We start from the raw sequence: 22,936 nt of genomic DNA on the forward strand, positions 1-22,936 counted from the left end.
CGCCGCGCCTCGATATCCCGCCGCTACCAGGCCATGTCGATCTGGTTCTGGTGGTTGACGTACCCGGCCCGGGCGAACGCGCGCGCCATCGGCACGTTGCCGACGTCGGTGGTGGCCCGGATCCGGGGGATGTCGTGCCGGGCCAGGACCCGGGTGCCCTCGGCGAGCACGTCGTCGATGTAGCCGTGTCCGCGGTGGCGCGGCAGGACGCCGATGTACGCGATGATCGGGCCGTAGTCGTTGCGGGCCGGGAAGACGAACCCGACCGGGTCGCCGTCGGGCAGCGTCGCGACCCGCCACCACTCCCGCGGGCTCGGCCACCGTTCGAGCTCGCCGTGGAAGTGTTCGGCGGCGACCTCGCGGGCCGGGCGCCGGGCGAGATCGGTGCGGCTGTGGGCGTCGAGGGTGCCCTCGAGCGCCTCCGTCATCAGGTCGAGGGCCTCGGCGTTGCCGCCGAATTCCCGGAACCGCAGACGGCCCGGATCGGCGGGGATCGGCGTGCCCGGGCGCCACTCCAGGCGGAGCCGCTCGACGAGCAGCCGGGCGCCGAGCCGCTCCAGCGCGGCCATGCGCTCGCGCACGGGCGCCGGGTCGTCGCGCCAGTCCGGCGGCACGAACCGGATGTACTCCGGCGGTGTTGCCCCGGCCGGCAGGATTTCGGCCAGCGCGGCGCGGACGAGCTGCTCGCCGACGTCGGCGTGGCCGCCGACGAAGTCGAAGAAGTCCATCAGGTAGGGGTCCGGCGAGCCGGCGCGTGACCACCACGCGGCGCGGGCGACGACGCGGCCGCCGTCGCCGGCGTCCTGGGCGATCCACATCCAGCCGGGACGGCGCCGCCCGGCGGCGAGGTCGTCGGCAACCTCGTCGTCGAGGACGTACGTCAGGCGGCGGAAGAGGTCCAGCTCGTCGGGCCCGGTGATGGGGCGGAAGGTGAGGTGCATGTGATGCTCCAGAGCTCGGTGCTTTGCTTGCGGGACATGACCGGCTCCTCCCTTCTGGCGATCACTCGTCGCCGCCGCCTGTTCTACCGGCTCACCACCGCGCCCGCAACGGACTTTCCGCGCACGCAGGTCGGCCACCGTCCAGCCAATTGCGTTCGCAGCCGAGAATGCAGGGGTGGACGACCGATCCGATTCCCGCTCTCTTCCGCCGCCGCAGGGCCGCCAACGCGGGGCGAACGCCTCGACACTGACCGAGTGCCATCCGGGGGCGTGTTGACGGGAAGATCGGCAAATACGTAGACTTCCGTCGATTCATCCGCAGTCTTATCCAGGTTCTGCGCTGGCGGCGCTGCCCGTTGCATTGCGGCCCCGTCGCGCAGCCACCCCCCGTGCCTGCCGGAAGGGGCACTTCATGTTGGGCACACGTGTTTCCCGGCGGGGCGCGCGACTCGTTCCGCGGTGGGCCGCCACGCTGGGCACCCTCGTCGCCCTGCTCGCCGCGACGGTCGGCGTCGAGGTCGGCATGGTCGGCACCCCCGCGCTCGCCGCCACGGATCAGTTCAAGGGCGTCAACTGGGCCGACCCGAGGGACAACTACGCCGACGACCCGGTCGTACCGTCGGGGTTGTCCACATCGGACAGTTACTCGACCACATACGCCAAGGCGACGGCAGTCATCGGAGGGTTCCAGAGCAATCTCGGCGCCAACACCGTGCGGCTGCCGATCAACCCGTACACCGTCAACGGGTCGTACTGGTCCTCGTACACGGGCGCGATCGACGCCGCCGTCGCCAAGGGTTTCAAGGTCATCCTCAGCTACTGGGAGGGCACCGCCCACAAGGACGGGATGGTCGACAACACCAGCGCGTACTGGAACATGTGGCAGACCGTCGTCAACGCGTACGGCGGCAACGGCATGGTCTACTTCGAGCCGATGAACGAGCCGTTCGGATACAGCCAGAGCGCCTGGGCAAACCTCGCGGCCAGCTGGATCAGCACCTATCCGTCGGTCCCGAAGAGCCGGATCTTCGTCAGCGGTACCGGCTACAACGACAACGTCACCTCCGTGTGCGCCGACAGCCGGCTGTCCGGCACGTACCTCTCGCTGCACTTCTACGGGTTCTGGAACCCCAGCCAGACCAGCTACTGGTCCTGGGCCAACGACCTGCGGGACAGGATCGGTTCGTGCGCCTCACGCACCGTCCTGGACGAGTGGGGTGCGCCGATGACGACGGGCCTGAACTACAACGGCCCGATCAACGGCAACGCCTACGTCGCCTACATCCAGGCCGCCAGCGACACGCTTCGGCTGCTGGGCATGGGCTCGGTCTACTGGCCGGGGCTGCGCACCGGCGACTCCTACAGCATGGAGAAGCTCGGCGGGAGCGGCAGCGACCTGACCCTCACCAACAACAACGCCTCCGGCGTCAGCCGGCTGCAGTGGGCCTGGGGCTCCGGCGGCGCTTCCGTGATCCGCGGCGGCAGCTCCAAGCGGTGCCTGGACGTGCCCGGCGGGTCGACCACGTGGGGCACGAAACTGCAGATCTGGGACTGCAACGGCGGCGGCAACCAGTCGTGGCTGCTGACGCCGTCGAAGACCCTGGTGGTGTACGGGAAGCTGTGCCTCGACATCCCCGGTGGCGGCACCGCCGCCGGTGCGCGGGTGGAGACCTGGGACTGCAGCGGCACCGGAAACCAGCAGTGGAACGTCAACAGCGACGGCACGATCACCAACGTCCAGACCGGACTGTGCCTCGATGCGAACGGTGGCGGCACGGCCAACGGCACGGCCGTTGTGGTGTGGTACTGCAACGGCGGCGCGAACCAGAAGTGGACGCGCTCCTGAGGCAGCCCTGCATCCGCACGGACACGGCGGGCTGCACTCAGCGGCTGCCACTGGGATCATCGACTGTCGATACCAGTGGCAGCCGGGTTGCGGCGATGAGGCCGGCGCCCGCGACAAGCGTCATGAGCGCGAACACGACGCTGAAGGCCAGCGTCGGAGACGATCCCAGTCCAGTCAGCACCGCACCGGTCACCGCAACGCCCGTCACCGCCGCCACCTGCCGGACGGTGTTGAACATTCCCGAGGCCGCACCGGCCGCCGCCGAGTCCACAGATGCCATGGCGGCAGCCGACAGAGGCGACCAGGCCACGGCGTTCGCGACACCCAGTACCGCAGCCCCGAGTGCCGCCCACCATGGATTGATTTCCAGGACGACCACAAGTCCGATGAGCAAGAGACTTGCCGCAAGCAGCGCCATCCCCACAACCGCCGGACGGCGTGGTCCCACCCGGTCGACCCAACGGCCGGCTGCGGGAGACAACACGGCTGCTACCACAGCGTCCGGCGTCATCACCAACGCTGCCTGCATCGGTCCGAGGCCCCTTGCCTGCTGCAGATACAGCATGGTCGGCAGAGCCATCGCGATGACCGCTGTGCCAAGCGCTGCCATCGCAACGCTTGCCGCGAGGTAGCCGGCCGAGCGGTAGAGTTCCAGCAAAGCCAGAGCCGCAGGCCCCATCCGCCGTTCATGGAACGCGAAGACGACCAACAGCGCTGCGGCGACGACGGCAGCGGTGATCATCGCGGGCGCTGAGATGTCACGCCAGGCAAGGAGCGCCCAGACGAGAACACCGAGGCCGGCCGTGCTTGCGACCGCCCCCAGCAGGTCAACCCGCGTAGCGAGACCTCGGCTCCTGGGAATCCAGCGTAGTCCCAGGAGCAGCGCGATACCGCAGAGCGGAACATTGACCCAGAAGATCCACCGCCAATCCAGGACTGCGGTCAACAAGCCCCCGAGGATCGGGCCGAGCAGCGTGCCGGCTGCCGCGACAGAGCCCCATACACCGAGAACCCGCCCGCGCTCATCGGCTGCGAAAAGGCGGCGGATCAGCGTGAGCGGCTGAGGAGCCATCGCGGCCGCCGCAAGACCCTGCGCAACCCTGAACACGACGAGCCAGCCGACCGACGGAGCCAGCCCGCACAGCGCCGAGGCCACCCCAAAGCCGCCCATCCCTACCAGGAACACGCGCTTGGGGTCATACCGATCGCCGAGCCTCCCGGCGACGAGTAACGGGACCGAGAAAGCCAGCAGATAACCGGCCGTCACCCAGAACAGTCCGGAGACGCCCGGCTTGAGATCGTTCTGGATGCTCGGACTCGCGACCGCCACAATCGTCGTATCGAGCAAAATGACGAAGAACCCCGCGAGGAGTGCCGCAAGTCCCGCCCACCTGTCCGCCACAGGGCCTCCCGAATCCCTGCGCCGAGGGTCCATCAGGCCGCGTCGCGACGGGCGCGGCGGCGGGCGTCGCCGCGTTCCAGCCACCATTCGGCGACGAGCAGATTGAGCACCCAGCTCATCCAGACGCTGGCGCCGGCCGCTGCCCGGATCATCGCGTCCTGGTCGCCGCCGAACGTCGTGTCGACCTGGGGCAGCAGCAGGATGACGAAGAGGATCACCCACGCCCGGTTGACCACGATCGATGTGGTCAGGGCGAAGCTGCGGATCATCCACCGGCGATGCTCGACGAACCTTCGTTGCCGCGCCATGCGGTATCCGGCGATCGACGTTGCGAGCCAGAGGACCGCCAGCATGGTGTTGCCGACCTGTGAGACGAAGCCGGTGCTGCTGAGCGGTGCGACGCCCAGGACCGCGATCCCCGCCGGGAAGACCCCGGCGAAGAAGTACGCCCGGCCCATCCAGCGGTGCGCGGCCGGGTAGCGGCGGCGGAACCATGGCCAGACCTGGAAGCAGCCGGCGAGCAGTGCCACGGAGCCGAAGATGATGTGCGCTACCAGCAGCGGGTAGTACTGCGGATGGCTCTGCGGGACAGGCAGCCGGGACCGGTTCGGGTCGAACGTCAGGTACGGCGGCAACGCGTACACGACGAACGCGACCGCGACCAGAAGCAGCGGTACCGCCCATCGCAGTTGCCGCCGAGTGCGGCTGCGCCCGGCCGGTGCCCCGGTGGCGGCCGGGGATGACGAGCGGTCGACTGTCGTGGGCATGTCGCTTCACCTGTCTCTCGTGACGTGACGAACCGGGCGCCATGAACTCTGCGCCTTGCCGGCCCGTCGGGTCAGCCGTACTGGCCCCCGCATTCACGGTGGTGCTGGCCCCACCGGTCGCGACAAATGCGAAGCGGAGCAGTACGCCAGTTACCCGGTTGCCACCGGTTCCACAGTGAGAGATCGAACAGTGGCCTCGAGTTCGGTGCGGGTGACCTTGCGGCGAGCCACGGCCGCTACTCTGCCGTCCTGGTCGAGGACGACGGTGTTCGGCAGCGTGCGGGGCGAGATCGCGGGAAAGATCAGCGGGATCTCACCGCTCGGATCGAACAGGCTCGGGTAGCTCAAGTGATAGGAGTCAACGAATTTCCTGGCCGCGTCGCGGTCATCGTTGACGTCTACCCCAAGCAGGCGCACGCCGAGGCCGGCGGTCGCGTCGGCGACGGCCTGCAGGTCCGGCGCCTCGTCGCCGCAGGGCGGACACCAGGACGCCCAGAAGTTGACCACCACGACGGAACCGCGCCAATCGGCGAGCCGAAACGCGCTGGTATCGAGAAGCTGCCCGGTCAATGCCGGCGCGGCCTGGCGGTCAGCCGGCGAAAATTGGATGACCGCGGTGGCGGAGGGCCGTGCCGCGCTGTCCTCCGGGCCGTTCGCGGCGGCCGTGTGCCGGACATACCACGCCGCCAGCAGACTGGCCGCAACGATCGTGCATGCAGCAACGCGACGACGCGTGGACAACACACCCCCTGGAGGTCGAAACACCTCTCGAAGCCCCTGTAGACGGTAGCCCATCCCCGGATTCCCAAATACCGGTGCCGGCGATGCAACCGGAACAGGCCGTCGTGGGTCGCATCGGTATGCGTTTCATCACGGGGATCTGCTGCGCGCTGTTACTGATGGGTATCGCGGCCTGCGGGAGCAAGGCCGACACGACGGACACATCCGACACGTCCGCCACCACCGTCGCGGCGGCGCCGAGTCCGATCGACCGGCTGTGCGGGGATGCGGAGCTCAACGACAAGCAGGTGGCCTTCGCCGGGCAGGGCGGCGCGTTCCTGGCCGGCTATCTCCTCGGCTCGGGCGACGTCACGCTGGTGCTCGCCCCGCAGGCCTCCGCCACCGGCTGCTCGTGGCTGGGCTGGGCCAAGCAGAAGGCCGCCGCCGGATACCGGGTCCTCGCGTTCGACTTCAACGGCGAGGGCCGCTCGCGGCGCGCCGAGACCGGCACCAACTCCGGCGACGTCGCGGCCGCCGCGGCGTTCGCGCGGGGCAAGGGCGGGCGCAGCGTGGTGCTCATCGGCGCCTCGCGGGGCGCCACCGCGACGCTCATCGCCGGGGCGCGGCTGGAGCCGCCGGCCACGGCCGTGATCAGCCTCTCCGGGCCGGACTCGTACGCCGGCGAGAGCGCCCTGCAGGCCGTCCCGCGGCTGAGCGCGCCGGTGCTGTACGTCGCGGCGACCGACGACCGCAGCTTCGCGACGGCGGCGCAGGCGATGCACGACGCAACGCCGGGCGACAAGCGCACGCTGTCGATCGTCCCGGGCCGCCTGCACGGCACGGCGCTGCTGACCGTCACCGCCGACGGCGCCCCGGAGGCGACCCGCGCCGTCGACGACTTCCTGGCGAAGAACGCCCCGCCGAAGGGCTGAGCACAGCCGCGGCACGGGCAGCGCCCCCGACGAGACGGTCACACGCACTCGCGCGGCGCGGCCCGCAGCACGGTGCCCAGGTGGTCGGCGGCGGAGCACAGGCCGGCGACGGCGTCGGACACCATCGGGCCGGAGTCGCGCGACGCGAGCAGTTCGATGAGCACGCCCAGCGTGGTGGCGACGGCGTCGGCGGACGGGTCGGGGCGCCGGCCGCGCTGCCGGGCGACGCTCTGCTGCACCCAGGCCAGCCGCGCCGTCTGCAGCCGGACCACGCGGCCGGCCCCGGCGGCGTCGCGGTCGGCCTGCCAGTGCAGGTCGGCGCGGTCCTCGACGTCGAGGCCAGCGAGGGTCTCCAGCGTCTCGAGGCGATCGACGAGCGCCGCGGTGATGTGCGCCAGCAGCTCCGCGCGGCGGCGCTCGTCGGCGTGGTCCTTCATGATGCGCAGCGGATCGCCCGGAATCCCCAGGATGGTCATGACCCGCAGCAGATCGTCGGTGCTCGGCAGGGTTTGCACACGGTCAGCGTAGGTCGCCCGCCGCACGGGCGCTGTGACGAATCCGGCAAGCCGAACGCCGCGAACAGGCCCGATCCGAGACAGCCGGAGGGGCCCTCTTGCCAGGTACCGGATTGCCCTTAGGCTGTGTCGAATTCGTGGCGGCGGGACGTACGGATGACCCGATACATTCCCGTGCAAAGGAGGTGGCACGGTGTCACAAGGTGCGAACGGGGAAGACGAGTTAGGCCGGCGCAATGCCTGGCTGTACTACCTGCTCGTGGGCGGTGTTGGCATCGTGCTGCTGCCGTTCACGGTGGTGCTGCACGAACAGTTGTGGCCGGAGTCGCTGTCGTTGCTGTTGCTGGTCGGGACCGGCGTCGCGGGCGTGGTGAAAGCGATGCGCGGGCAGAAGCCGCGCTCGTTCGTGATACGCCCCGGCGAGTTCGTCGCGCCACCGTCGTACTTCGGACTCGCCAACAACGCCGCGACCATGCCCGCGGTGGTCGGCATTCTGCTGAGCGTCGTCTACAGCGACGACGACTGGGGCATCTTCACCTGGATGCTGTTCGCCGTGACCGTGGCGTTCATGTACTTCGCGGTGTACGGGCTCCTCATGCTGATCCGCGGCACGGGCCGGCTGATCCTGCGCCCGGACGGCCTGACCGTCGTCGACGCCTTCGGCACCTACGACGTGCCGTGGCAGGCCATCATGACCGGGCCGCTGCCCACGGTCTTCGGCGTTGGCCGGCTCGGCATCCTGTGGCCGGAGCTGATCCGCAGCCGCGGCCCGCTGCGCCGGCGCAACCCGCAGCGCATCCAACTGCAGCTGCAACGCTCGGCGGTGCACCGCGAATTCCTGCACGACGCGGTCAACCACTACCTCAACCACCCGGAGGAGCGGCCGGCGATCGGCACCCGCGAGGGCCTGGACGGCCTGCTCGGGGCCCTGCACGTGCAGCGCGTCTGACGCGTTAGGCGGCCATGCCCAGCGAGCGCAGGTGGCGCGCCTCGCGGGCGGAGCGGGCCAGGGCCTGCGTCGTGCGCGGGCCCGCCACGCCGTCGACCGGCAGGCCGGCGCGGGCCTGGAAGCGGCGCAGCGCCTGCGACACCTCGGCCTCGAACGCACCCGGGCGCAGCAGGCCCACGTCGGCGAGCAGCGCGCGCACCTCGCGCGGGTCCGCCGGCGGGACGGCCTCGTCGGTGGCGGAGACGGTGCCGGCCAGCGCGGCGCCGACGACGGTGAAGATGCGGCGTACGGTCATGCTTCCGAGTGTCCTGCCCCCGGGTCCGGCCGTCGTCAGGGGAAATCCTGGGAATAGACCCTGAATTCACAGATCGAGGGCGGCCCGGACCGGGTCGTGCTGCCAGCGGCTCGCGAACGCCTCGCGCACCGTCCAGCCGGCGCGCAGCAGCGCCCGCTGACGTTCCAGGTGGGCGGCGTCGCCGTCCGGGTGCGGCGCGCAGACGTGGCCGGTGCCGTCGACGACCAGGTCGACGGTCCACTGGCCGACCGGGTAGGCCAGGCGCACGTCGCGGCCGGCGGCGGCCAGCTCGGCGGCGAGGCGTGCGGCCCACGGCGGCGCCGCGCCGTCCACGGGGGCGGCCGGCGTGGGCGGCGCCGCGGCATGCGCGAGGAAGTCGGCGACGAGGCCGGTGCCGCCGGTCAGGGACGTGACCACGACGAGGCGGCGGCGGGCCCGGGTGGTCATGACGTTGAACAGGTTGGGGTCGGCGACGAAACGCTGGCGGGCCGGGGTGTCGCCGTCGACGAGGCCGAGGGAGATAACGACGGTGTCGGCCTCGCCGCCCTGGAAGGCGTGCACGGTGCCGGAGCGCAGGCCGAGCCGCTCGATCTCCTCGACGGTGAGCTCCTTGAGCAGCGCCGCCTCGATCGCGTCGGCCTGCGCCCGAAACGGCGTGACGACGCCGATGCCGGTGCGCCCCGCCTCGGCGAGCGAACGGACGGTCGCTAGCACCGTGTCGACCTCGGCCCGGTTGACGCCGTCGCGGACCTCGGCGCCGGGCACCCGCACGACGTCGATGGCGGATGCACGCTCCGCGGCCGGGGTGCGGGTCATCAGCGACAGGCGGCCGTCGTAGAAGCGCCGGGCGGCGAACTCGATGAGGTGCGGCGCGCACCGGTAGTGCTCGCCGAGCCAGGTGACCGGGGCCGCGCCGACCGCCACGTCGTAGGCGCTGGAGCGCCGTACGTCGACCCGGTCGGGCAGCCCGTGCCGGGCCAGGGTGGCGGCCACGTCGACGTCGGCGACGAACGACACGAACCGCAGCTGGCCGGGGTCGCCGGCGACAAGGGCGCGGCGGGCCCGCGCGAGCACCGGCGCGGCGCGGATCTGGTCGATGTGCGCGGCCTCGTCCAGGATGACCAGGTCGAACAGGCCGGGCGTCGGCGGCAGCAGGTCCTCGACGTCGGCGACCGTGCCGATCCACAGCGGCAGCGCGCGCACCAGCGCCGGGCCGTCGAGCGCGGCCAGTGCCTCGCGGCGGCGGTTGCGGCCGGTGCGCAGCGCGGCGGCCAGGGCGGCGGCGCTGCGCCGGGCGTCGCCGCCCCATCGGCCGGCCGCCGCGGCCGCGTCGTGCATCGCGGCGCCGGTCGCGTCCCGCAGGCGCGCGTCGGCGGCCAGCAGGGCCGGCCAGACGGGGCCGAGGTCGGTGCCGCCGTTCACGGCCAGGGTGGCCGCCGCGCGGTCCGCGTCGAGGGCCTCCAGCAGCGCGGGGAGCCGCTCGGGGGCGACGCCGGCGAGCCAGCGCACCCGCAGGCGTGTGAAGAACCGCGAGGCAAGGGCCTTTTTCGCCTTCGGTACGTCGAAATCGCGGCCGAACACCCGCGGTGCCTCCAGCCGCAGGCCCGCCAGCAGCGGCTCCCAGACGGCCATGGTCGACGCCCGCCGCTCCAGCCCGAGGGCCGCGGCGACGCCCTGCTCGAGCGCCCGGACGGCGGCCGTGGCGGCGGCGACCTCGGCCCGGCGGGCCTGCAGCGCGCGGGACGCGACGCCCTCGGGCCGGCCGGACGCCAGCGCCAGCGCGAACCGGTCGCGCCGCTCGGCGTCGCCGAACAGCACCGGCTCGGCGCCCGGGTAGCGGCCGAGGAGCTCGCCGAGCACCTCGGCGGCGCGCGGCGCCTGGGTGGCGACGAGGACGGATCCGCCGCGATACACCGTGTCGAGGGCCGCGGCGACGACGGCGTGACTCTTGCCGTTGCCCGGCGGCCCGGACACCACGACGACCCGCTCGCGCCGGATCCGCCGGACGACCTCGCGCTGGGCCGCGTTGAGCGGCAGCGGGGACTGCACGTCGTCCTCGTCGGCGGGCTCCCCCGGCGCGGTCGCGTCGCCGTACACGTGGGCCAGCGCGGTGTCCTCCAGTCCGGGCCGGGCGGCCCAGGCGCGCAGCGTGTCGCGCAGCCCGGCGGAGGACACGTCGCGGACCACGTACAGCGCCGCGGCGGCCTGGCCGAGCAGCTCCCCGTCGGGCAGCCGGGCGATCGGGGTGTCGGCGACGGCGATGCGGTCCGGCTTCAGCCCGGCCGCCTCCGCCGCGGTGCCGACCCAGGCGGCGGTGCCGGTCGCGGCGGGCCACGCCGCCGTGCCCAGGCCGGGCGCGGACTCCAGCACGGCGGCCAGGTCCCGGTCGCCGATGAGCGGCGTGACCTCGAGGTCGCCGGCCGGCACGACCCGGTGGCCGCGCAGCCCGCCGGCGCGCTCCAGCCGCACCGGCTCGGCGACCAGCGGCAGCCGCAGCCGGCGGACCGACCCGTCGACCTCGGCCGAGCCGAGCAGCCACGCCCAGCCGCGGCGCAGGATCCGCTCGTCGCGGTGCAGTGCGTCCAGGGCGGCGAGCCGGTCGGCGCCCCGGCTACGCGGCGCCCGGTCCGGGTCGGCGAGCCAGACCAGCGGCTGGTCCCCCTTGGCCACGTCGAGGACGCGGTCGCGCCCGGCGGGGGCGAGGTCGGCGAGCGCGGCGAGGACGTGGTCCGGGTGCATAGGTGCCCGATTCTGTCACCGCCGCGCTTCCCCGGCCCGCCCGGTGCGGTTCATCCAGCGCTGACGTCGACGGAGTACAGGTTGACCCGGGAGTTGGTCATCCGCCGCGGTACGAACGCGTTGATGGCGGCCAGCGTGGCGCGCGTGCCGCGGGACAGGCCGCGGCGCACGGCCCAGTCCGGCCGGCTCAGCGGCCACGACTCGCGCAGGGTCAGCCCGAGCCCCCAGTCCTCCGGCTCGCGCGGGTTCTCGCAGGCCCACACGAGGTCGGCGGCCATCGACGTGAGCGGTCCGCGGGGGCGTTTGACGATCCACTCGCCGTACGTGTCCAGCGCGATCCGGCAGCCCGGGAACCGCGTGGCGACGTGTGACAGGGCGCGGCGCACGCCGTCCGGCTCCAGGTAGACCAGGACGCCCTCGGCGAGGAACAGGTAGGGGCCGGGCTCGGCGGCGACCGTGTCCGCCCAGTCCGGCTCCAGCACCGACCCGGTGACGGTGCGCCGCCGCTCGCCGTCGGGCAGCAGCCCGAGCCGGAACTCGGTGGCGTCGGGGAGGTCGACGAAGCACCAGTGGGCCGTGCCGTTGTCGAGGCGGTCGGCCCGGGTGCTCAGCCCCGCGCCGAGCTCCACCACCGTCCCGTGCGGACGCTCGGCGAGGAACTGGCGGGTCCACTCGTCGAGCGCCGCCGAGCGCAGCACGTGGAACAGCGCCGTCGGGCCGGCGTGCCGCTCGAACCGCGTGAAGTCGTAGTCGATCGCCTCGATGAGCCGCGCGGCGGCCGCGTCCCCGGCCGTGGCGCGGGCGTGCAGGGTGATGAGCATCGTCTCCTGCACGGCACCGAGCCCCGGCGCGCGCTTGTCCACGGCCTCAGTCCTCGGCGGCCTTGGCGCGCCGCTTGCGGGGAGTGGTGGTGGCGCGCTTGCGGGGCTTGGACTTCGCCGCGCCGGAGGCCAGTTTGGTGTAGGTGAGCATGTTCGCCAGCCCGATGCCGATCGCGGAGAAGAGCACCTGGATGCCCAGCTCCCACCAGCTCCACTGGATCTTCCAGACCTTGACGACGGCCTTGTCGTCGAGGTTGACCAGCTCCGCGACGAGCGTGCCCAGCAGCGCCGCGCCGACGCCGATCAGGAACGTGATGAACACGCCGATGGACTGCCGCCCGGGGACCACGAGCCGGCCGAGCACGCCGATGAGCAGCCCGATCGGAATCGCGACCCAGAAGTCGTTGATGTGCATGGTCCCGCGCTCCCCTCGCGTTCACTTCGACCTCGGTCAACGAAGGTCGAACGGGACCGTACACGATGGGGCGGGCGCGGGAGCGGCGGGTGTCAGTCAGCTCGCCGTGATCCCGCCGTCGACGGTCACCACCTGCCCGGTGATGAAGCTGGCGTGGTCCGAGCCGAGGAACGCCACGGCGTCGGCGATCTCGTCGGGCGTGCCGAGGCGCCCCATCGGCACCCGGGCCGCGAACGCCGCCCGGCCCTCCTCAGTGCCGACGTACCGGTCGAGCATCGCGGTCTGGATCGGTCCGGGCGCGATCGCGTTGACGCGCACCCCGGACTCGGCCGCCTCGAGCGCCGCCGAGCGGGTCAGCCCCTCGACGGCGTGCTTGCTGGCCACGTACACGGACGCCCCCGGCTCCCCGGCGTGGCCGTAGACCGACGACATGTTGACGATGCTGCCGCTGTGCTGCGGCAGCATGGCCCGCAGCTCGTGCTTGAGGCTCAGCATGGTGCCCAGCACGTTGGTCTCGAACGTCTCGGCGTAGGTCTCGGGCGTCTGGTCCTCCAGGCGCCCGACGAACCCCTCGGTGCCCGCGTTGTTCACTGCCACGTCGAGCCGCCCGAAGCGCTGGACGGTCCCGTCCACGAGCCGGGCGACCTCGTCGTCACGCCGGACGTCGGTGTGCACGTACGCGGCCTGCGCCCCGGCGTCGAGCAGGTCGGCGACCAGCTCCTCCCCGGCCTCGTCGTGCCGCCCGGCGACGACCACGGCGGCGTGCTGCTCGGCGAAGGCGAGCGCGGTGGCGCGGCCGATACCGGTCAGCGCCCCGGTGATGAGAACGACAGGTGTGCTCATGTGCCGGTCACTGCCCCGGCGGCGCCGGTCGAACCCGGTCAGGGGCGGCGCAGCGAGGCCAGGATCGTCTCCCGGACGAACGCGCGGCCGGCCTCCTGGGCGCCGAGCAGCGCGGCGTCGTCCTGCACCCGGGTGGTGGCGATCGTGGTGTCCAGCGGCGCCGCCTCGGCCAGGGCGCTCGCGACCGCCGTGCCGAGCAGGTCGCCGCCGGCCTGCCCGACCTCGCCGCCGATGACGACCAGCGGCGGATCGAGCACCGCGACCACGGCCGACAGGCCGATCGCGATGCGGCCGGCGAGCGCCGTGACGAACTCGCTCGCCGCCGGGTCGTCCGCACCGGCCCGCGCGACCGCGGCGGCCATCGTCTGCGCCGCGCTCGGCGCGGTGATGCCGTGCGCGGCGGCCAGCTCCAGGACCGCTCCGCCGCCGACCAGGTCCTGGAAGGCGACCCGCTCGCCGCCGCCGCCCGCCAGGTTCATCGGCATGTACCCGATCTCGCCCGCGCCGCCCCGGGCACCCCGCAGCAGGCTGCCGCCGAGGTCGATGGCCAGGCCGAGGCCGGCCTCGCCGAGCCAGAGCAGGGCGAAGCTCTCCGCGTCGCGCCCGGCGCCGTGGGCGCGCTCGGCCACGGCCGCCAGGTTGACGTCGTTGTCGACGCCGACCGGCACCCCGAGCCGGCGGCGCAGCTCCTCGACCAGCCCGGGGCGGCCCCAGCCGGGCACCTCCACGTGGTGCAGCACGTCGCCGCGCGGGTCGTACGAGCCGGCCACCGCGATCTGCACCTGCGCGACCGGGTCGCGGGCGACGCCGGCCTCCTTGCAGACCGACTCGAGCGTGTCGACGACCGCGGCGACCGGGTCGGTGCGGGCGAAGTCCACGGCGGACTCCAGCCGCCCGCGTACCGTGCCGGCCAGGTCGGTCAGGGCGGCGGTGACGGTCGGGGTGTCGCTGTCCCCGCGATCGCGCACCGACAGGGCCACCGCGTAGGCGGCGTCGGGGTTCACGGCGTACACCTCGGCGTTGGGCCCGGGCCCCGCGCTGACGTAGCCGACCACGCTTACCAGCCCCGCCTCCGTCAGCCGCCGCAGCGCCTCCGAGATGGTCGGCTTGGACAGCCCGGTGAGGTCGCGCAGCTCCCCGCGGGTCAGCGGCCCGCGTTCCAGCACGTGACTCAGGGCGGCCGCGTCGTTCATGGCCCTGAGCAGCTTCGATGATCCGCCGAGGTGCGTCATGGTGGCTCGAACCGTATGGGGGCCCCAAGTCCGGTGTCAATCGCGGATCTGTCGTAAGCCGACGCAACGGATAAAGGGGATGAGCGCCACCGCCGCGGCGACCCACCGGGGATATCATGAAATGTCCGATACGTCCGGGAAATGCGTCCGGGCGTGTCCGGCGGCGACACGCCGGTCTTCGGGGGCAGCGTGGGCGCGCAGGACGGCCTTGCTCAGGTGCGCCCGGAGAGGGACGGTGGATCCAGAGGGGGTGCGAGATGCTGCTGGAACACAGTCCGATCGTCGTCGGCGTCGACGGTTCGACCGCGTCCCTGGGGGCCGTCCGGTGGGCCGCGGACGAGGCCGCCCGGCACTGCCGGATGCTGCGGGTGGTGCACGCCTTGTCGTGGGAGGGCCCGGCCGACGGGCAGGGCCTCGTGCTCGACGCCGCCGCCGAGGCGAGATCCTGGCAGCCGGGCATCGCGGTGGAGACGATGACACTCGGCGGGTCGCCCGCCCGCGTGCTGCGCGAACAGTCCCGCACCGCCGCGCTCGTCGTCATCGGGGGCCGGGTGCACGACGGCGGCGTGCTCGACGCCTCGGTGGGCGCGCATCTCGCCGCGTTCGCGCACTGCCCGGTCCTGGTGGTCAACAACGGCTGGCGGTGGGCCGACCCGATGGCCGCGCTGCCCGCCCACTCGCCCGTCGTGGTGGGCGTCGACGGCTCCCCCTCCAGCCAGCGCGCCCTGGCCTACGGCTACGGCGAGGCGGCATCCCGGCACGTGCCGCTCATCGCCCTGCACGCCGGCCGGGCCCGGCCGCACGAGGCGGTCGCGGCCGAACTCGAGCCGTGGCTGCGCCGGCACCCGGAGGTCGAGACCCGTTTCGACAGCCGCGACACCGGTGTGCTGGAGACGCTCACCGAGGCGGCCCGCACGGCGCTGATGCTGATCGTGGGTGCGCACCGGGTCGGGTGGTACGAGCAGCCCCACCCCAACCCGGTGACCCAGATGGTCGTGCACCACGCCGCCTCGCCGGTGCTGGTGACGCGCAGCGTCTGACGGGTCCCGACCCGAGGTTCCCGGCCTTCATCCGCTTCTCAGCTTCCGCGGCCTATGGTTGCGGTTGCGGCAAGGGCTGTGGGGCGGAGGAGGCACGGGACGGTGGGCGGGTTCACGGCCCTGGTCGGCCACTACGGCTACCTCGGCCTGGCGGTGCTGGTGCTGGTCGAGGGCTTCGGGGTGCCGGCGCCCGGCGAGACGGCGATCATCCTGGCGGCCGGTTACGCCGGTCACGGCCGGCTCGACCCGTTCGCCGTCGCCGTCGTCGCGGTCGCCGCGGCGGTCGTCGGGGACAGCATCGGATACTGGATCGGCCGCTCCGGCGGGCGGCCGCTGGTTCTGCGCTACGGCCGGTACGTGCGCCTGACCGAGCCCCGCCTCGAGCGGATGGAGCGGTTCATGGCCCGCCGCGGGCCGATCGTGGTCGCGGCCGCCCGGTTCGTCGAGGGCCTGCGCCAGCTCAACGGGGTGGTCGCCGGGGCGACCGGCATGCCGTGGCCGCGGTTCCTCGCCTGCAACGCGATCGGCGCCGCGCTCTGGGTGGGCGTGTGGGCGACCGCCGGCTACCTGGTGGGCGACCATATCCCGGCGGTCGAGGCCACGCTGGGCCGCTACCAGTGGTACGCGCTGGCCGGCCTGGTCGTCGCCGGCCTCGCGTGGCTGGTGCTGCACCGCACGCTGCGACACCGCGAGCCCGGCGACGTCGGCGACCTCTAAGCCGGCACCGGGTCCGGGCCGTGCGCGCCACCGGGGCGGCAGCGGCCCAGGCGGCGTGTGGCCAGCCACAGGCCCCGCACCGCGCCGTGCCGCGTGATCGCCTCGGCGGCGTAGTGCGAGCAGCTCGGCGTGAACCGGCAGCACGGCCGGTCCCGCTTGGCGCTGACCTCCCGCTGGTACCGCCGGATCGCCCCCACCAGGGGTCCGTCCGCGGCCGCCGCCGAGCGCGGCGCCCGCGCCACCGTGAACAGCATGCTCGGCAGCGAGAGCAGCCCGAGCATCAGGCAGCTGCCGTCGATCGCCTCGCCGATGCAGCAGCCGGCCTCGAGCAGGCAGGCGTCGCGGAGGCAGCTGTTGCCCCCGCGCTGGTAACCGTAGTCGGGGTGCCGGCGGTACCGGCGTCGTGACCATCGTTCGCGCATGAGTCCGTGATAGCGCTCCGGCGCCACCACTAAGGGTTTCCCCGAGTCAGCTGGCGCTGCCCTCCCGGGCCTCCTGGAATACGTCGGCGGCGGCGAGCTCGCTGATCACGTCGTTGAGGTGGTCGATCTGCTCGTCGGTGTTGGCCGCGGTGACCTGCACCCGGAAGCCGACCTGGTCGCGCGGCACGCCCGGGTAGGGCGCGAGGGTCACGAACAGGCCCCGCTCCCACAGCAGCTCGGAGACCTCGACGAGGTCGCGGTCCAGCGCGATCGGCAGCTCGATGATCGGCGTGTCGTCGGTGTTCGGGGTGAACACGCCCAGGCCGCGGACGTGGTTGAGCACCCGCATCGACATGCGGTAGAGCTCGGCGCGCAGCTTGTCGCCGCGCTCGGCGTTGACGTCGAAGCCGGCCAGCACCGTGGCCAGCGACGCCGTCGGCGATGGGCCGGAGTACAGGTAGGGGGCCGCGGCCGCCTTGAGCCGGTTCTTGAGCACCGTCGGCAGCGCCAGGAACGCCAGCAGCGACGAGTACGCCTTGGAGAAGCCGCCGACGAGCACGACGTCGTCGTAGGCCTCCCCGAAGTACCGCACGATGCTGTTGCCCGCGACGCCGTAGGGGCTGGTCTCGTCCTCGCGGCGCTCGCCGATGACCCCGAAGCCGTGGGCGTCGTCGATGTAGAGGACGGCGCCGTGCGCCCGGCACAGATCCAGATATTTCCGGACATCGGGGATGTTTCCGGTCATGCTGTTGACGCCGTCCATGCACACCAGCACCGGCGCCGCCAGGGATCCGTCGGCCAGCAGCGACGCGAGCTCGTCCAGGGAGCGGAAGCGCGACAGCGTGGCACCCTGGGCGCGGGCGAAGACGCAGCCGTCCCAGATGGTCTTGTGCGCCCGCGAGTCGACCAGCAGCGTCCCCTGCTGGGCCAGTGCCGGGATCACCGACAGGTGGATCTGCGTGATGGTCGGCAGCACGAGCGCGTCGGGCGCGCCGAGCAGCGCGGCGAGGCGCTCCTCGATCTCGGGGTACAGCGCGGGGTTGCCCAGCATCCGCGACCACGACGGATGGGTCCCCCAGCGGCGTAACTTGTCCTCGACGGCGTCAATGATCTGCGGCTCGAGGTCGAAGCCCAGGTAGTTACACGAGGCCCAGTCGGTCAGCCAGTGCTCGCCGACGCGGATCCGCCGCCCGTCGATCTCGTCGATGACGGCGTCGTAGAAGCGGGTCTGCGAGCGCAGGCGGGCGATCCCGCTGTATCGCGGGTCAAGATCGACTTCCGTGGCGAGCTGTGCGACGTGCAAGTGTCCTCCTGATGGCTCAGGCCGCGGTGCGGCCTCCCCGTTGAGGCCCCGACGCATCGTCCGACAACCATTGACTTGCGTCACCGTAGCTCAACGGCCGCGAGAACAAGTACCCCTGGCCGTGGTCGCATCCCATCGACACGAGTAGTTCCCGCTCGGCGGGAGTCTCGATCCCCTCGGCCACGACCTGCAGTTTCAGCAGCCGGGCCAGCTGAACGATCATGTTCACGACCGCGTGCTGCTCGGTCGAGGAGACGACGGTGTCGATGAAGCTCTTGTCCAGCTTGAGCACGTCGACGGGCAGCCGGCGCAGGTAGGACAGCGACGAGAAGCCGGTGCCGAAGTCGTCGATGGCGATCCGCACGCCGGCCTGGCGCAGCGCGGCGAGCTCCACGGCGACCTCGCCGTCGTCGTGCAGCAGCAGGCTCTCGGTCATCTCCAGCAGCAGGGCGCCGGGCGGCAGGCCCATCCGGTCGATCTCGGCGAGCACCCACTGGGCGAAGTCCGGCGAGCGGAACTGCCGCGCCGAGACGTTGACCGAGACGTAGACCTCCTCGCTCGGGTATGCGATGCGCCACTGCGCGGCGGCGGTGATGGCGTTGCTGAGCACCCAGGCGCCCAGCGGCACGATGAGGCCGCTCTCCTCGGCGACGGAGATGAACTCGTCGGGCGGCACCATGCCCCGGGTGGGGTGGTTCCACCGCACGAGGGCCTCGAAGCCGCGGGTGCGGTCGTCGGCGAGGGTGACGATCGGCTGGAAGTGCAGCAGGAACGCCTTGTCGGCGATGGCCCGGTCGAGGTCTGCGCGCAGCTTGTGCCGCTCGACCACCGCGCTGTGCAGCGACGACTCGTAGCGCCGCCAGCGGTCCCGGCCGGCGTCCTTGGCCACGTAGACGGCGAGGTCGGCGTGGCGCAGCAGGTCCTGCGCGCTGGCCGCCTCGGCGGTCGTGGCCACCCCGATACTGGCGGTGGCGGTGACGGTACCGTGGGCGAGCCCGAACGGCGCCTTGAAGCTCTGCAGCACCCGCTCCGCGACCCGCTCCACGTCGGCGGGCGTGCCCGCCCGGCGCACCAGCGCCGCGAACTCGTCGCCGCCGAGCCGGGCGACGGTCCCGGCCGCACCGTAGGAGCCGTCGACGGCCCGCAGCGCCTCGGTGAGCCGCTGCCCCACCGCGACCAGCAGCGCGTCGCCGGCACCATGGCCGAAGGTGTCGTTGACGACCTTGAAGTCGTCGAGCTCGACGATGAGCACGCCGACGGTGGCCCCGGTCTCCGCACCGGAGGCGACCGCCTCCTGGACCCGGGTCAGGAACACCTCGCGGTTGGGCAGCTTGGTGAGCGCATCGAAGGTCGCCCGCTGGTACAGCTCGGCCTGCAGCCGGCTGCGCTCGGTCACGTCCCGCAGCGTGACCACCACGCCGCGCACGGTCGGCTCGTCGCGCAGGTCCCGGAACGCGGCCTCGACCAGCGCCGGCCGCCCGTCGGCGCCGGTCACCCGCAGGTCCTCGCCGGGCCGGTCGGCGCCGCCGGTGCGCACCTCGTGCAGCCGCCGCTCGACCTCGGTGGCGCTGCCGTCGGAGAACGCGGACGGCAGCGCGGTGCCGACGAGGTCGGAGCCGAACAGCGCCTGGGCCGAGGGGCTCGCGTAGCGGACCAGGTCGTCGGCGCCGACGATGAGGATCACGTCGGCGGTATTGAGCACGAGGGTGCGGAAGTACGCCTCACTGTTGCGCCGCCCGATCTCGTCGCCGAGCGCGATGCGCTCCAGAGCCATGGCGGTCTGGGTGGCGAGGATCTGGGCGGCGTCCTGCAGCCCGACGAGCATCACCTCGTCCGCCGCGACGTAGAGCGCCCGCTCCGCGTCCCGTCCGTCGGCGAGCGCCAGCGGGCAGCACAGTGTCACCTCGAAGTCGCCGAGCGCGACGGCGACGTCGGGGTCCACTGTGGACGTATACGGCATCGACACCTTGTCGCCGAGCGCCGGGCCGAGCGCGACCGCGTGGGAGCGGCCGGGCGGCAGCAGCTCGGCGACGGCGCCGCGCACCGTGCGGGCGACCGCCTCCTCGTCGGTGGCCATGAGCAGCGCGGCACCCGCGCTGCGCAGCCGCCGCTCGCGCTGAACGGTGAGCCGTTGTGCGCGAACCGCCCGGCCCAGCCGCAGCAGGACCAGCCCGGACAGCAGCGCCGACACGGCGGCTATGGCGGCGGCGTCGCGCACCCGGCCTCCCCGCATCTCGACGAACAGCACGATCGGTGCGATGAACAGCGACAGGCCCAGCAGCAGCAGCCGGCCGAGGCGCTCGTCGCCGCCGCGCTGGACCTTGGGCTCGGTGAGCTGCCGCATGGAAGGGTGCAGCGCCGCGACGCCCCACAGCACGTAGAACCCGGCCCAGCCGATGTCGACCGGGCCGCCGGTGTCCCAGTTGCCGGCGAGCTGACGCAGGCCGTACCCGACGTCCGAGCTCAGCAGCCCGATCCCGCCGGCGGCCAGCAGCGCGATCGCGGTGTTGAACCGCACCGAGGCGATGAGCCGCGCGCCGACGAGCAGCACGACGATGTCGGCGAGCGGGTAGGCGATGGAGATGGCCCGGTCCAGCGGGGACAGGCTCTGGTTGTCGACGTACGGGCGGATCAGGAAGATGTACGACAGCAGCCCGAGCCCGGCGGTCAGCGTGATGGCGTCGAACAGCCCGGCGGGGTCGCGGCGCACCACGCCCAGGCGGTAGAGCCAAACCAGGGCCGCGGCGATGAGCACGTAGACCGTGAGGTAGAACGTGTCGGCGACCGACGGGAAGCCGGGCCGGTGCAGCAGCCTCGTCAGCACGTCGGCGGCGAGGTCACCGCTGATGAAGCACGCGACCGCGGCGGCCAGCAGCAGCCACGGCGCCCGGCGGCGCGGCCGGTGCAGATACACGCCGAGCAGGATCGCCGCGACGCTCGCGTAGCCGATCGCGGACCACAGCACGAGGTGGAGTCCGGGCAGCGCAAAGTTGGCGATCACGAGGACCACCATCGTGCCGACGTACCCCGCCAGCACCCCGCGTGCCGACCCGCTCACTCCCAGCTGCCCTTACCTGAAACCCTTACCGGACCCCGCGTTTGCCCGCGGCGAGGCAGACGCTACCCAGTTCGTTGCCGAATGAGGAGTACCTGGCAGGATCGTTCCGAGCGGGCCGCACGACGCTATTCACGCCATTTGCGCATTTGGCGGTTTAGATGGTACTGCCGGAAGCCCGTCACATCTACGCCGCGCGACGAGTTGTTTTACGCACGGCAACCGGTTTCCTCATTCATTCACGCGTTCTTTCGCGATCGTTCGCCCCGCAACGGTCGCCGGGCCGGGTCACGGACGCTGCCGCGGCGAGCCCGGCCGGGGCCAGGCACCGCCGAGCGCCCGCGCGAGTACACCATCATGGCGGATCGCTCCGGCGCGGCCCCGGCGAGGGTGCCCCGGCGCCGCGCCGCCTATTGGATCGCCGCGAGGAACGCCTCCGCGACAGGGCCGGTGACGTCGGCGCCCGAGTCGGCGACGTAGACGCAGTACGCGATGTCGCCGCGGACCCCGGCGCTCAGGCCGGGCACGCTCAGCGCGCCGGAGACGGCGGGGCCGGCGGGGGCCGGGTCGCCCGGCGGCGGGCTCTTGACCAGCGCCGGCTGCTGCCACTTGCCGCGGGTGAGGGCGGCGGCCGCCGCGGCGTAGCCGATCGGGGCGGCGACGACGCCGTCCGGCACGGCCCGGCCGGTGAACACATCCGCGCCGAGGCGCCAGGGCGCGCCGACGCCGAGCGTGGCCGGGTCGGCGGGCCAGGCCGGGCCGGGCACCTCGCCGAGCAGCGCCAGGTCGTACCCGGCGGCGTCCGGGCCGTTGGCGACCGCGAGCACGGCGCCGTCGCTGACCCGGATCGCGACCAGCGCCGACTGCTTGGCCGTCTTGGCCAGGGCGGCGTCGGCGGCGTTCTGGACGCGCACGTCGAGCGTCGTGGCGACGGTGGCGCCGTCTTGAGCCGGGGCCGTGAACAGCGGTTCGCCGGCCTTTCCCGCGGCGGTGGCCACCGGCGCGGACGCCGACGCCGGCGGCGCGGGCGCCGGTTCGACCGGCACCACGCTCAGCGCGGGCAGGCCGCGCAGCTGGGTGTCGTAGCGCCGCTGCAGCCCGGTCAGGCCCGTGACGTCGCCGGCCTTGAGCGCGCCCTTGCTCGCGTCGATGAGCTCCTTCGTCGCGGGGCCGGAGGTGCCCAGCAGCGCGCGGGCGAACGTGCGGGTCATCGGCAGCGACAGGGTGCCCTCCCGGGTGCGCACGCCGTCGGTGCCGGTCAGGTCGCCGGCGATCTCGGTGTAGTCGGTCCGGCGCAGCGTGACCACGTCGACGAACGCGTCGGGCTTGGCGGCCCTGATCCGCGCGGGCAGCCCCTGCACGCCGACGTCGACGCGCACCGACCGGAACACGATGTCGAGCCGCTTGACCAGGGCGTCGACGTCCGGCACCAGCCGCGGCTCGACGCCGACGTAGACGACGGGCACGTCGCTGACGACCGGCGTGCCGTCGGCGGCGACGATCGTGCCGCGCCGGGCCGCCGTGCTGCGCAGCGTCAGCCGCTGGCCGGTCTGCAGGTTCGGGTAGACGGTCCCGGCGCCGAGGTACACGTGCCAGCGCCCGCCCAGCAGGCGCGCGCCGACCTTGGTGTCGTACGCCCACGTCCGCCCGTCCGGCAGCGGCCACGACACGCCGATGCTCAGCGTGGCGTCGGCGTGGTCGACGGCCGCCTTGCCGTGCGCGGTGAGCGTCGGCCGGCGGGCGGCGAGGTCGCCCTCGATGCCGGCGAGGGCCGCGTTCGCCGCGCCGGGCTCCAGCGCGCGCCCCTGGGGTGCGAGCAGGTCCTGGACGCCGGTGAAGTCCGCCTTGCGCCAGGCCGTCAGGAACGCGGCGAGCCGCTCGTCGACCGTAGGCGGGTCGTCGTCGCACGCCGCCAGGGCGGGCCCGGCCAGGGTCAGGGCCGCGAGCAGAAGCACTATCCCCCGAAGCTTCCTCACGGCCCG

At 72.9% G+C, this 22,936-nt stretch carries 20 protein-coding genes; 5 read left to right on the forward strand and 15 right to left on the reverse strand.

The window, feature by feature from the left end:
- Nucleotides 1-23: 23 nt before the first annotated feature.
- On the reverse strand, nucleotides 24-941 hold the full coding sequence (locus tag ACGFI8_RS23455; RefSeq protein WP_392807892.1) for a GNAT family N-acetyltransferase: 918 nt from the start codon (nucleotides 939-941) through the stop codon (nucleotides 24-26).
- A 412-nt stretch (nucleotides 942-1,353) separates the two neighbouring features.
- On the opposite strand from ACGFI8_RS23455, the gene ACGFI8_RS23460 reads away from it, so the two are divergent.
- Nucleotides 1,354-2,787: a ricin-type beta-trefoil lectin domain protein gene (locus ACGFI8_RS23460; protein ID WP_392807894.1), complete on the forward strand. Its 1,434-nt coding sequence runs from the start codon at nucleotides 1,354-1,356 to the stop codon at nucleotides 2,785-2,787.
- A 37-nt stretch (nucleotides 2,788-2,824) separates the two neighbouring features.
- On the opposite strand, the gene ACGFI8_RS23465 is transcribed toward ACGFI8_RS23460, so the two are convergent.
- From ACGFI8_RS23465 to ACGFI8_RS23475, 3 genes are all read right to left on the reverse strand, one after another.
- Nucleotides 2,825-4,189, reverse strand: a complete 1,365-nt coding sequence (locus ACGFI8_RS23465) for an MFS transporter (protein WP_392807896.1) — start codon at nucleotides 4,187-4,189, stop codon at nucleotides 2,825-2,827.
- Between the two features lie 32 nt (nucleotides 4,190-4,221).
- Complete coding sequence (locus ACGFI8_RS23470; RefSeq protein WP_392807897.1) at nucleotides 4,222-4,956, reverse strand: DUF2306 domain-containing protein; 735 nt, start codon at nucleotides 4,954-4,956, stop codon at nucleotides 4,222-4,224.
- A 150-nt stretch (nucleotides 4,957-5,106) separates the two neighbouring features.
- On the reverse strand, nucleotides 5,107-5,697 hold the full coding sequence (locus ACGFI8_RS23475; protein ID WP_392807898.1) for a TlpA family protein disulfide reductase: 591 nt from the start codon (nucleotides 5,695-5,697) through the stop codon (nucleotides 5,107-5,109).
- 158 nt (nucleotides 5,698-5,855) lie between these two features.
- Between ACGFI8_RS23475 and ACGFI8_RS23480 the strand changes: the two genes are divergently transcribed.
- Nucleotides 5,856-6,608: an alpha/beta hydrolase family protein gene (locus ACGFI8_RS23480; RefSeq protein WP_392807899.1), complete on the forward strand. Its 753-nt coding sequence runs from the start codon at nucleotides 5,856-5,858 to the stop codon at nucleotides 6,606-6,608.
- Nucleotides 6,609-6,646: 38 nt separating this feature from the next.
- Here ACGFI8_RS23480 and ACGFI8_RS23485 read toward each other — a convergent pair whose 3' ends face one another.
- Nucleotides 6,647-7,123, reverse strand: a complete 477-nt coding sequence (locus ACGFI8_RS23485) for a hypothetical protein (protein ID WP_392807900.1) — start codon at nucleotides 7,121-7,123, stop codon at nucleotides 6,647-6,649.
- 193 nt (nucleotides 7,124-7,316) lie between these two features.
- Between ACGFI8_RS23485 and ACGFI8_RS23490 the strand changes: the two genes are divergently transcribed.
- Complete coding sequence (locus tag ACGFI8_RS23490) at nucleotides 7,317-8,072, forward strand: hypothetical protein (RefSeq protein ID WP_392807902.1); 756 nt, start codon at nucleotides 7,317-7,319, stop codon at nucleotides 8,070-8,072.
- Between the two features lie 4 nt (nucleotides 8,073-8,076).
- On the opposite strand, the gene ACGFI8_RS23495 is transcribed toward ACGFI8_RS23490, so the two are convergent.
- From ACGFI8_RS23495 to ACGFI8_RS23520, 6 genes are all read right to left on the reverse strand, one after another.
- Nucleotides 8,077-8,367: a peptidoglycan-binding protein gene (locus tag ACGFI8_RS23495; protein ID WP_392807904.1), complete on the reverse strand. Its 291-nt coding sequence runs from the start codon at nucleotides 8,365-8,367 to the stop codon at nucleotides 8,077-8,079.
- Between the two features lie 66 nt (nucleotides 8,368-8,433).
- A complete protein-coding gene (locus ACGFI8_RS23500) occupies nucleotides 8,434-11,106 on the reverse strand; it encodes a DEAD/DEAH box helicase (RefSeq protein ID WP_392807905.1) in 2,673 nt (890 codons plus the stop codon).
- 50 nt (nucleotides 11,107-11,156) lie between these two features.
- Nucleotides 11,157-11,969: a class I SAM-dependent methyltransferase gene (locus ACGFI8_RS23505; protein ID WP_392807907.1), complete on the reverse strand. Its 813-nt coding sequence runs from the start codon at nucleotides 11,967-11,969 to the stop codon at nucleotides 11,157-11,159.
- 4 nt (nucleotides 11,970-11,973) lie between these two features.
- Nucleotides 11,974-12,342, reverse strand: coding sequence for a hypothetical protein (locus ACGFI8_RS23510; protein WP_392807908.1), 369 nt, complete (start codon nucleotides 12,340-12,342; stop codon nucleotides 11,974-11,976).
- Between the two features lie 96 nt (nucleotides 12,343-12,438).
- Nucleotides 12,439-13,185 (reverse strand): SDR family NAD(P)-dependent oxidoreductase, encoded by a 747-nt coding sequence (locus ACGFI8_RS23515; RefSeq protein WP_392807910.1) that lies wholly within the window; start codon nucleotides 13,183-13,185, stop codon nucleotides 12,439-12,441.
- A gap of 38 nt (nucleotides 13,186-13,223) precedes the next feature.
- Nucleotides 13,224-14,417 (reverse strand): ROK family protein, encoded by a 1,194-nt coding sequence (locus ACGFI8_RS23520; RefSeq protein ID WP_392807911.1) that lies wholly within the window; start codon nucleotides 14,415-14,417, stop codon nucleotides 13,224-13,226.
- Between the two features lie 257 nt (nucleotides 14,418-14,674).
- Between ACGFI8_RS23520 and ACGFI8_RS23525 the strand changes: the two genes are divergently transcribed.
- Together ACGFI8_RS23525 and ACGFI8_RS23530 are read left to right on the forward strand one after the other, a co-directional pair.
- The gene (locus tag ACGFI8_RS23525; protein ID WP_392807912.1) at nucleotides 14,675-15,457 is read left to right on the forward strand and encodes a universal stress protein; all 783 of its coding nucleotides are present in this window, start codon (nucleotides 14,675-14,677) and stop codon (nucleotides 15,455-15,457) included.
- 102 nt (nucleotides 15,458-15,559) lie between these two features.
- Entirely contained in the window at nucleotides 15,560-16,174 is a 615-nt protein-coding gene (locus tag ACGFI8_RS23530; RefSeq protein ID WP_392807914.1) for a DedA family protein, read from the forward strand.
- On the opposite strand, the gene yidD is transcribed toward ACGFI8_RS23530, so the two are convergent.
- The 4 genes from yidD to ACGFI8_RS23550 form a co-directional block, all read right to left on the reverse strand.
- Nucleotides 16,171-16,596, reverse strand: coding sequence for a membrane protein insertion efficiency factor YidD (gene yidD / locus ACGFI8_RS23535; protein ID WP_392807916.1), 426 nt, complete (start codon nucleotides 16,594-16,596; stop codon nucleotides 16,171-16,173). The two genes, ACGFI8_RS23530 and yidD, sit on opposite strands and share 4 nt — an antisense overlap.
- A 46-nt stretch (nucleotides 16,597-16,642) precedes the next feature.
- Entirely contained in the window at nucleotides 16,643-17,899 is a 1,257-nt protein-coding gene (locus tag ACGFI8_RS23540; RefSeq protein ID WP_392807918.1) for an aminotransferase class I/II-fold pyridoxal phosphate-dependent enzyme, read from the reverse strand.
- Between the two features lie 16 nt (nucleotides 17,900-17,915).
- Nucleotides 17,916-20,957 (reverse strand): EAL domain-containing protein, encoded by a 3,042-nt coding sequence (locus tag ACGFI8_RS23545; protein ID WP_392807920.1) that lies wholly within the window; start codon nucleotides 20,955-20,957, stop codon nucleotides 17,916-17,918.
- Between the two features lie 407 nt (nucleotides 20,958-21,364).
- The gene (locus ACGFI8_RS23550; protein ID WP_392807922.1) at nucleotides 21,365-22,930 is read right to left on the reverse strand and encodes an NTF2-like N-terminal transpeptidase domain-containing protein; all 1,566 of its coding nucleotides are present in this window, start codon (nucleotides 22,928-22,930) and stop codon (nucleotides 21,365-21,367) included.
- Nucleotides 22,931-22,936: the final 6 nt, after the last annotated feature.

The sequence above is a fragment of the Dactylosporangium sp. NPDC048998 genome, from assembly GCF_043197855.1.
Classification (GTDB): Bacteria; Actinomycetota; Actinomycetes; order Mycobacteriales; family Micromonosporaceae; genus Dactylosporangium.

Bases quoted from the DNA above. Each gene is read 5' to 3' on its own strand.
- ACGFI8_RS23460 (WP_392807894.1), top strand. From the start codon at position 1,354: ATGTTGGGCACACGTGTTTCCCGGCGGGGCGCGCGACTCGTTCCGCGG.
- ACGFI8_RS23480 (WP_392807899.1), top strand. From the start codon at position 5,856: ATGGGTATCGCGGCCTGCGGGAGCAAGGCCGACACGACGGACACATCC.
- ACGFI8_RS23470 (WP_392807897.1), bottom strand. From the start codon at position 4,956: ATGCCCACGACAGTCGACCGCTCGTCATCCCCGGCCGCCACCGGGGCA.
- ACGFI8_RS23495 (WP_392807904.1), bottom strand. From the start codon at position 8,367: ATGACCGTACGCCGCATCTTCACCGTCGTCGGCGCCGCGCTGGCCGGC.
- ACGFI8_RS23510 (WP_392807908.1), bottom strand. From the start codon at position 12,342: ATGCACATCAACGACTTCTGGGTCGCGATTCCGATCGGGCTGCTCATC.
- ACGFI8_RS23455 (WP_392807892.1), bottom strand. From the start codon at position 941: ATGCACCTCACCTTCCGCCCCATCACCGGGCCCGACGAGCTGGACCTC.
- yidD (WP_392807916.1), bottom strand. From the start codon at position 16,596: ATGCGCGAACGATGGTCACGACGCCGGTACCGCCGGCACCCCGACTAC.
- ACGFI8_RS23525 (WP_392807912.1), top strand. From the start codon at position 14,675: ATGCTGCTGGAACACAGTCCGATCGTCGTCGGCGTCGACGGTTCGACC.
- ACGFI8_RS23515 (WP_392807910.1), bottom strand. From the start codon at position 13,185: ATGAGCACACCTGTCGTTCTCATCACCGGGGCGCTGACCGGTATCGGC.
- ACGFI8_RS23500 (WP_392807905.1), bottom strand. From the start codon at position 11,106: ATGCACCCGGACCACGTCCTCGCCGCGCTCGCCGACCTCGCCCCCGCC.
- ACGFI8_RS23520 (WP_392807911.1), bottom strand. From the start codon at position 14,417: ATGACGCACCTCGGCGGATCATCGAAGCTGCTCAGGGCCATGAACGAC.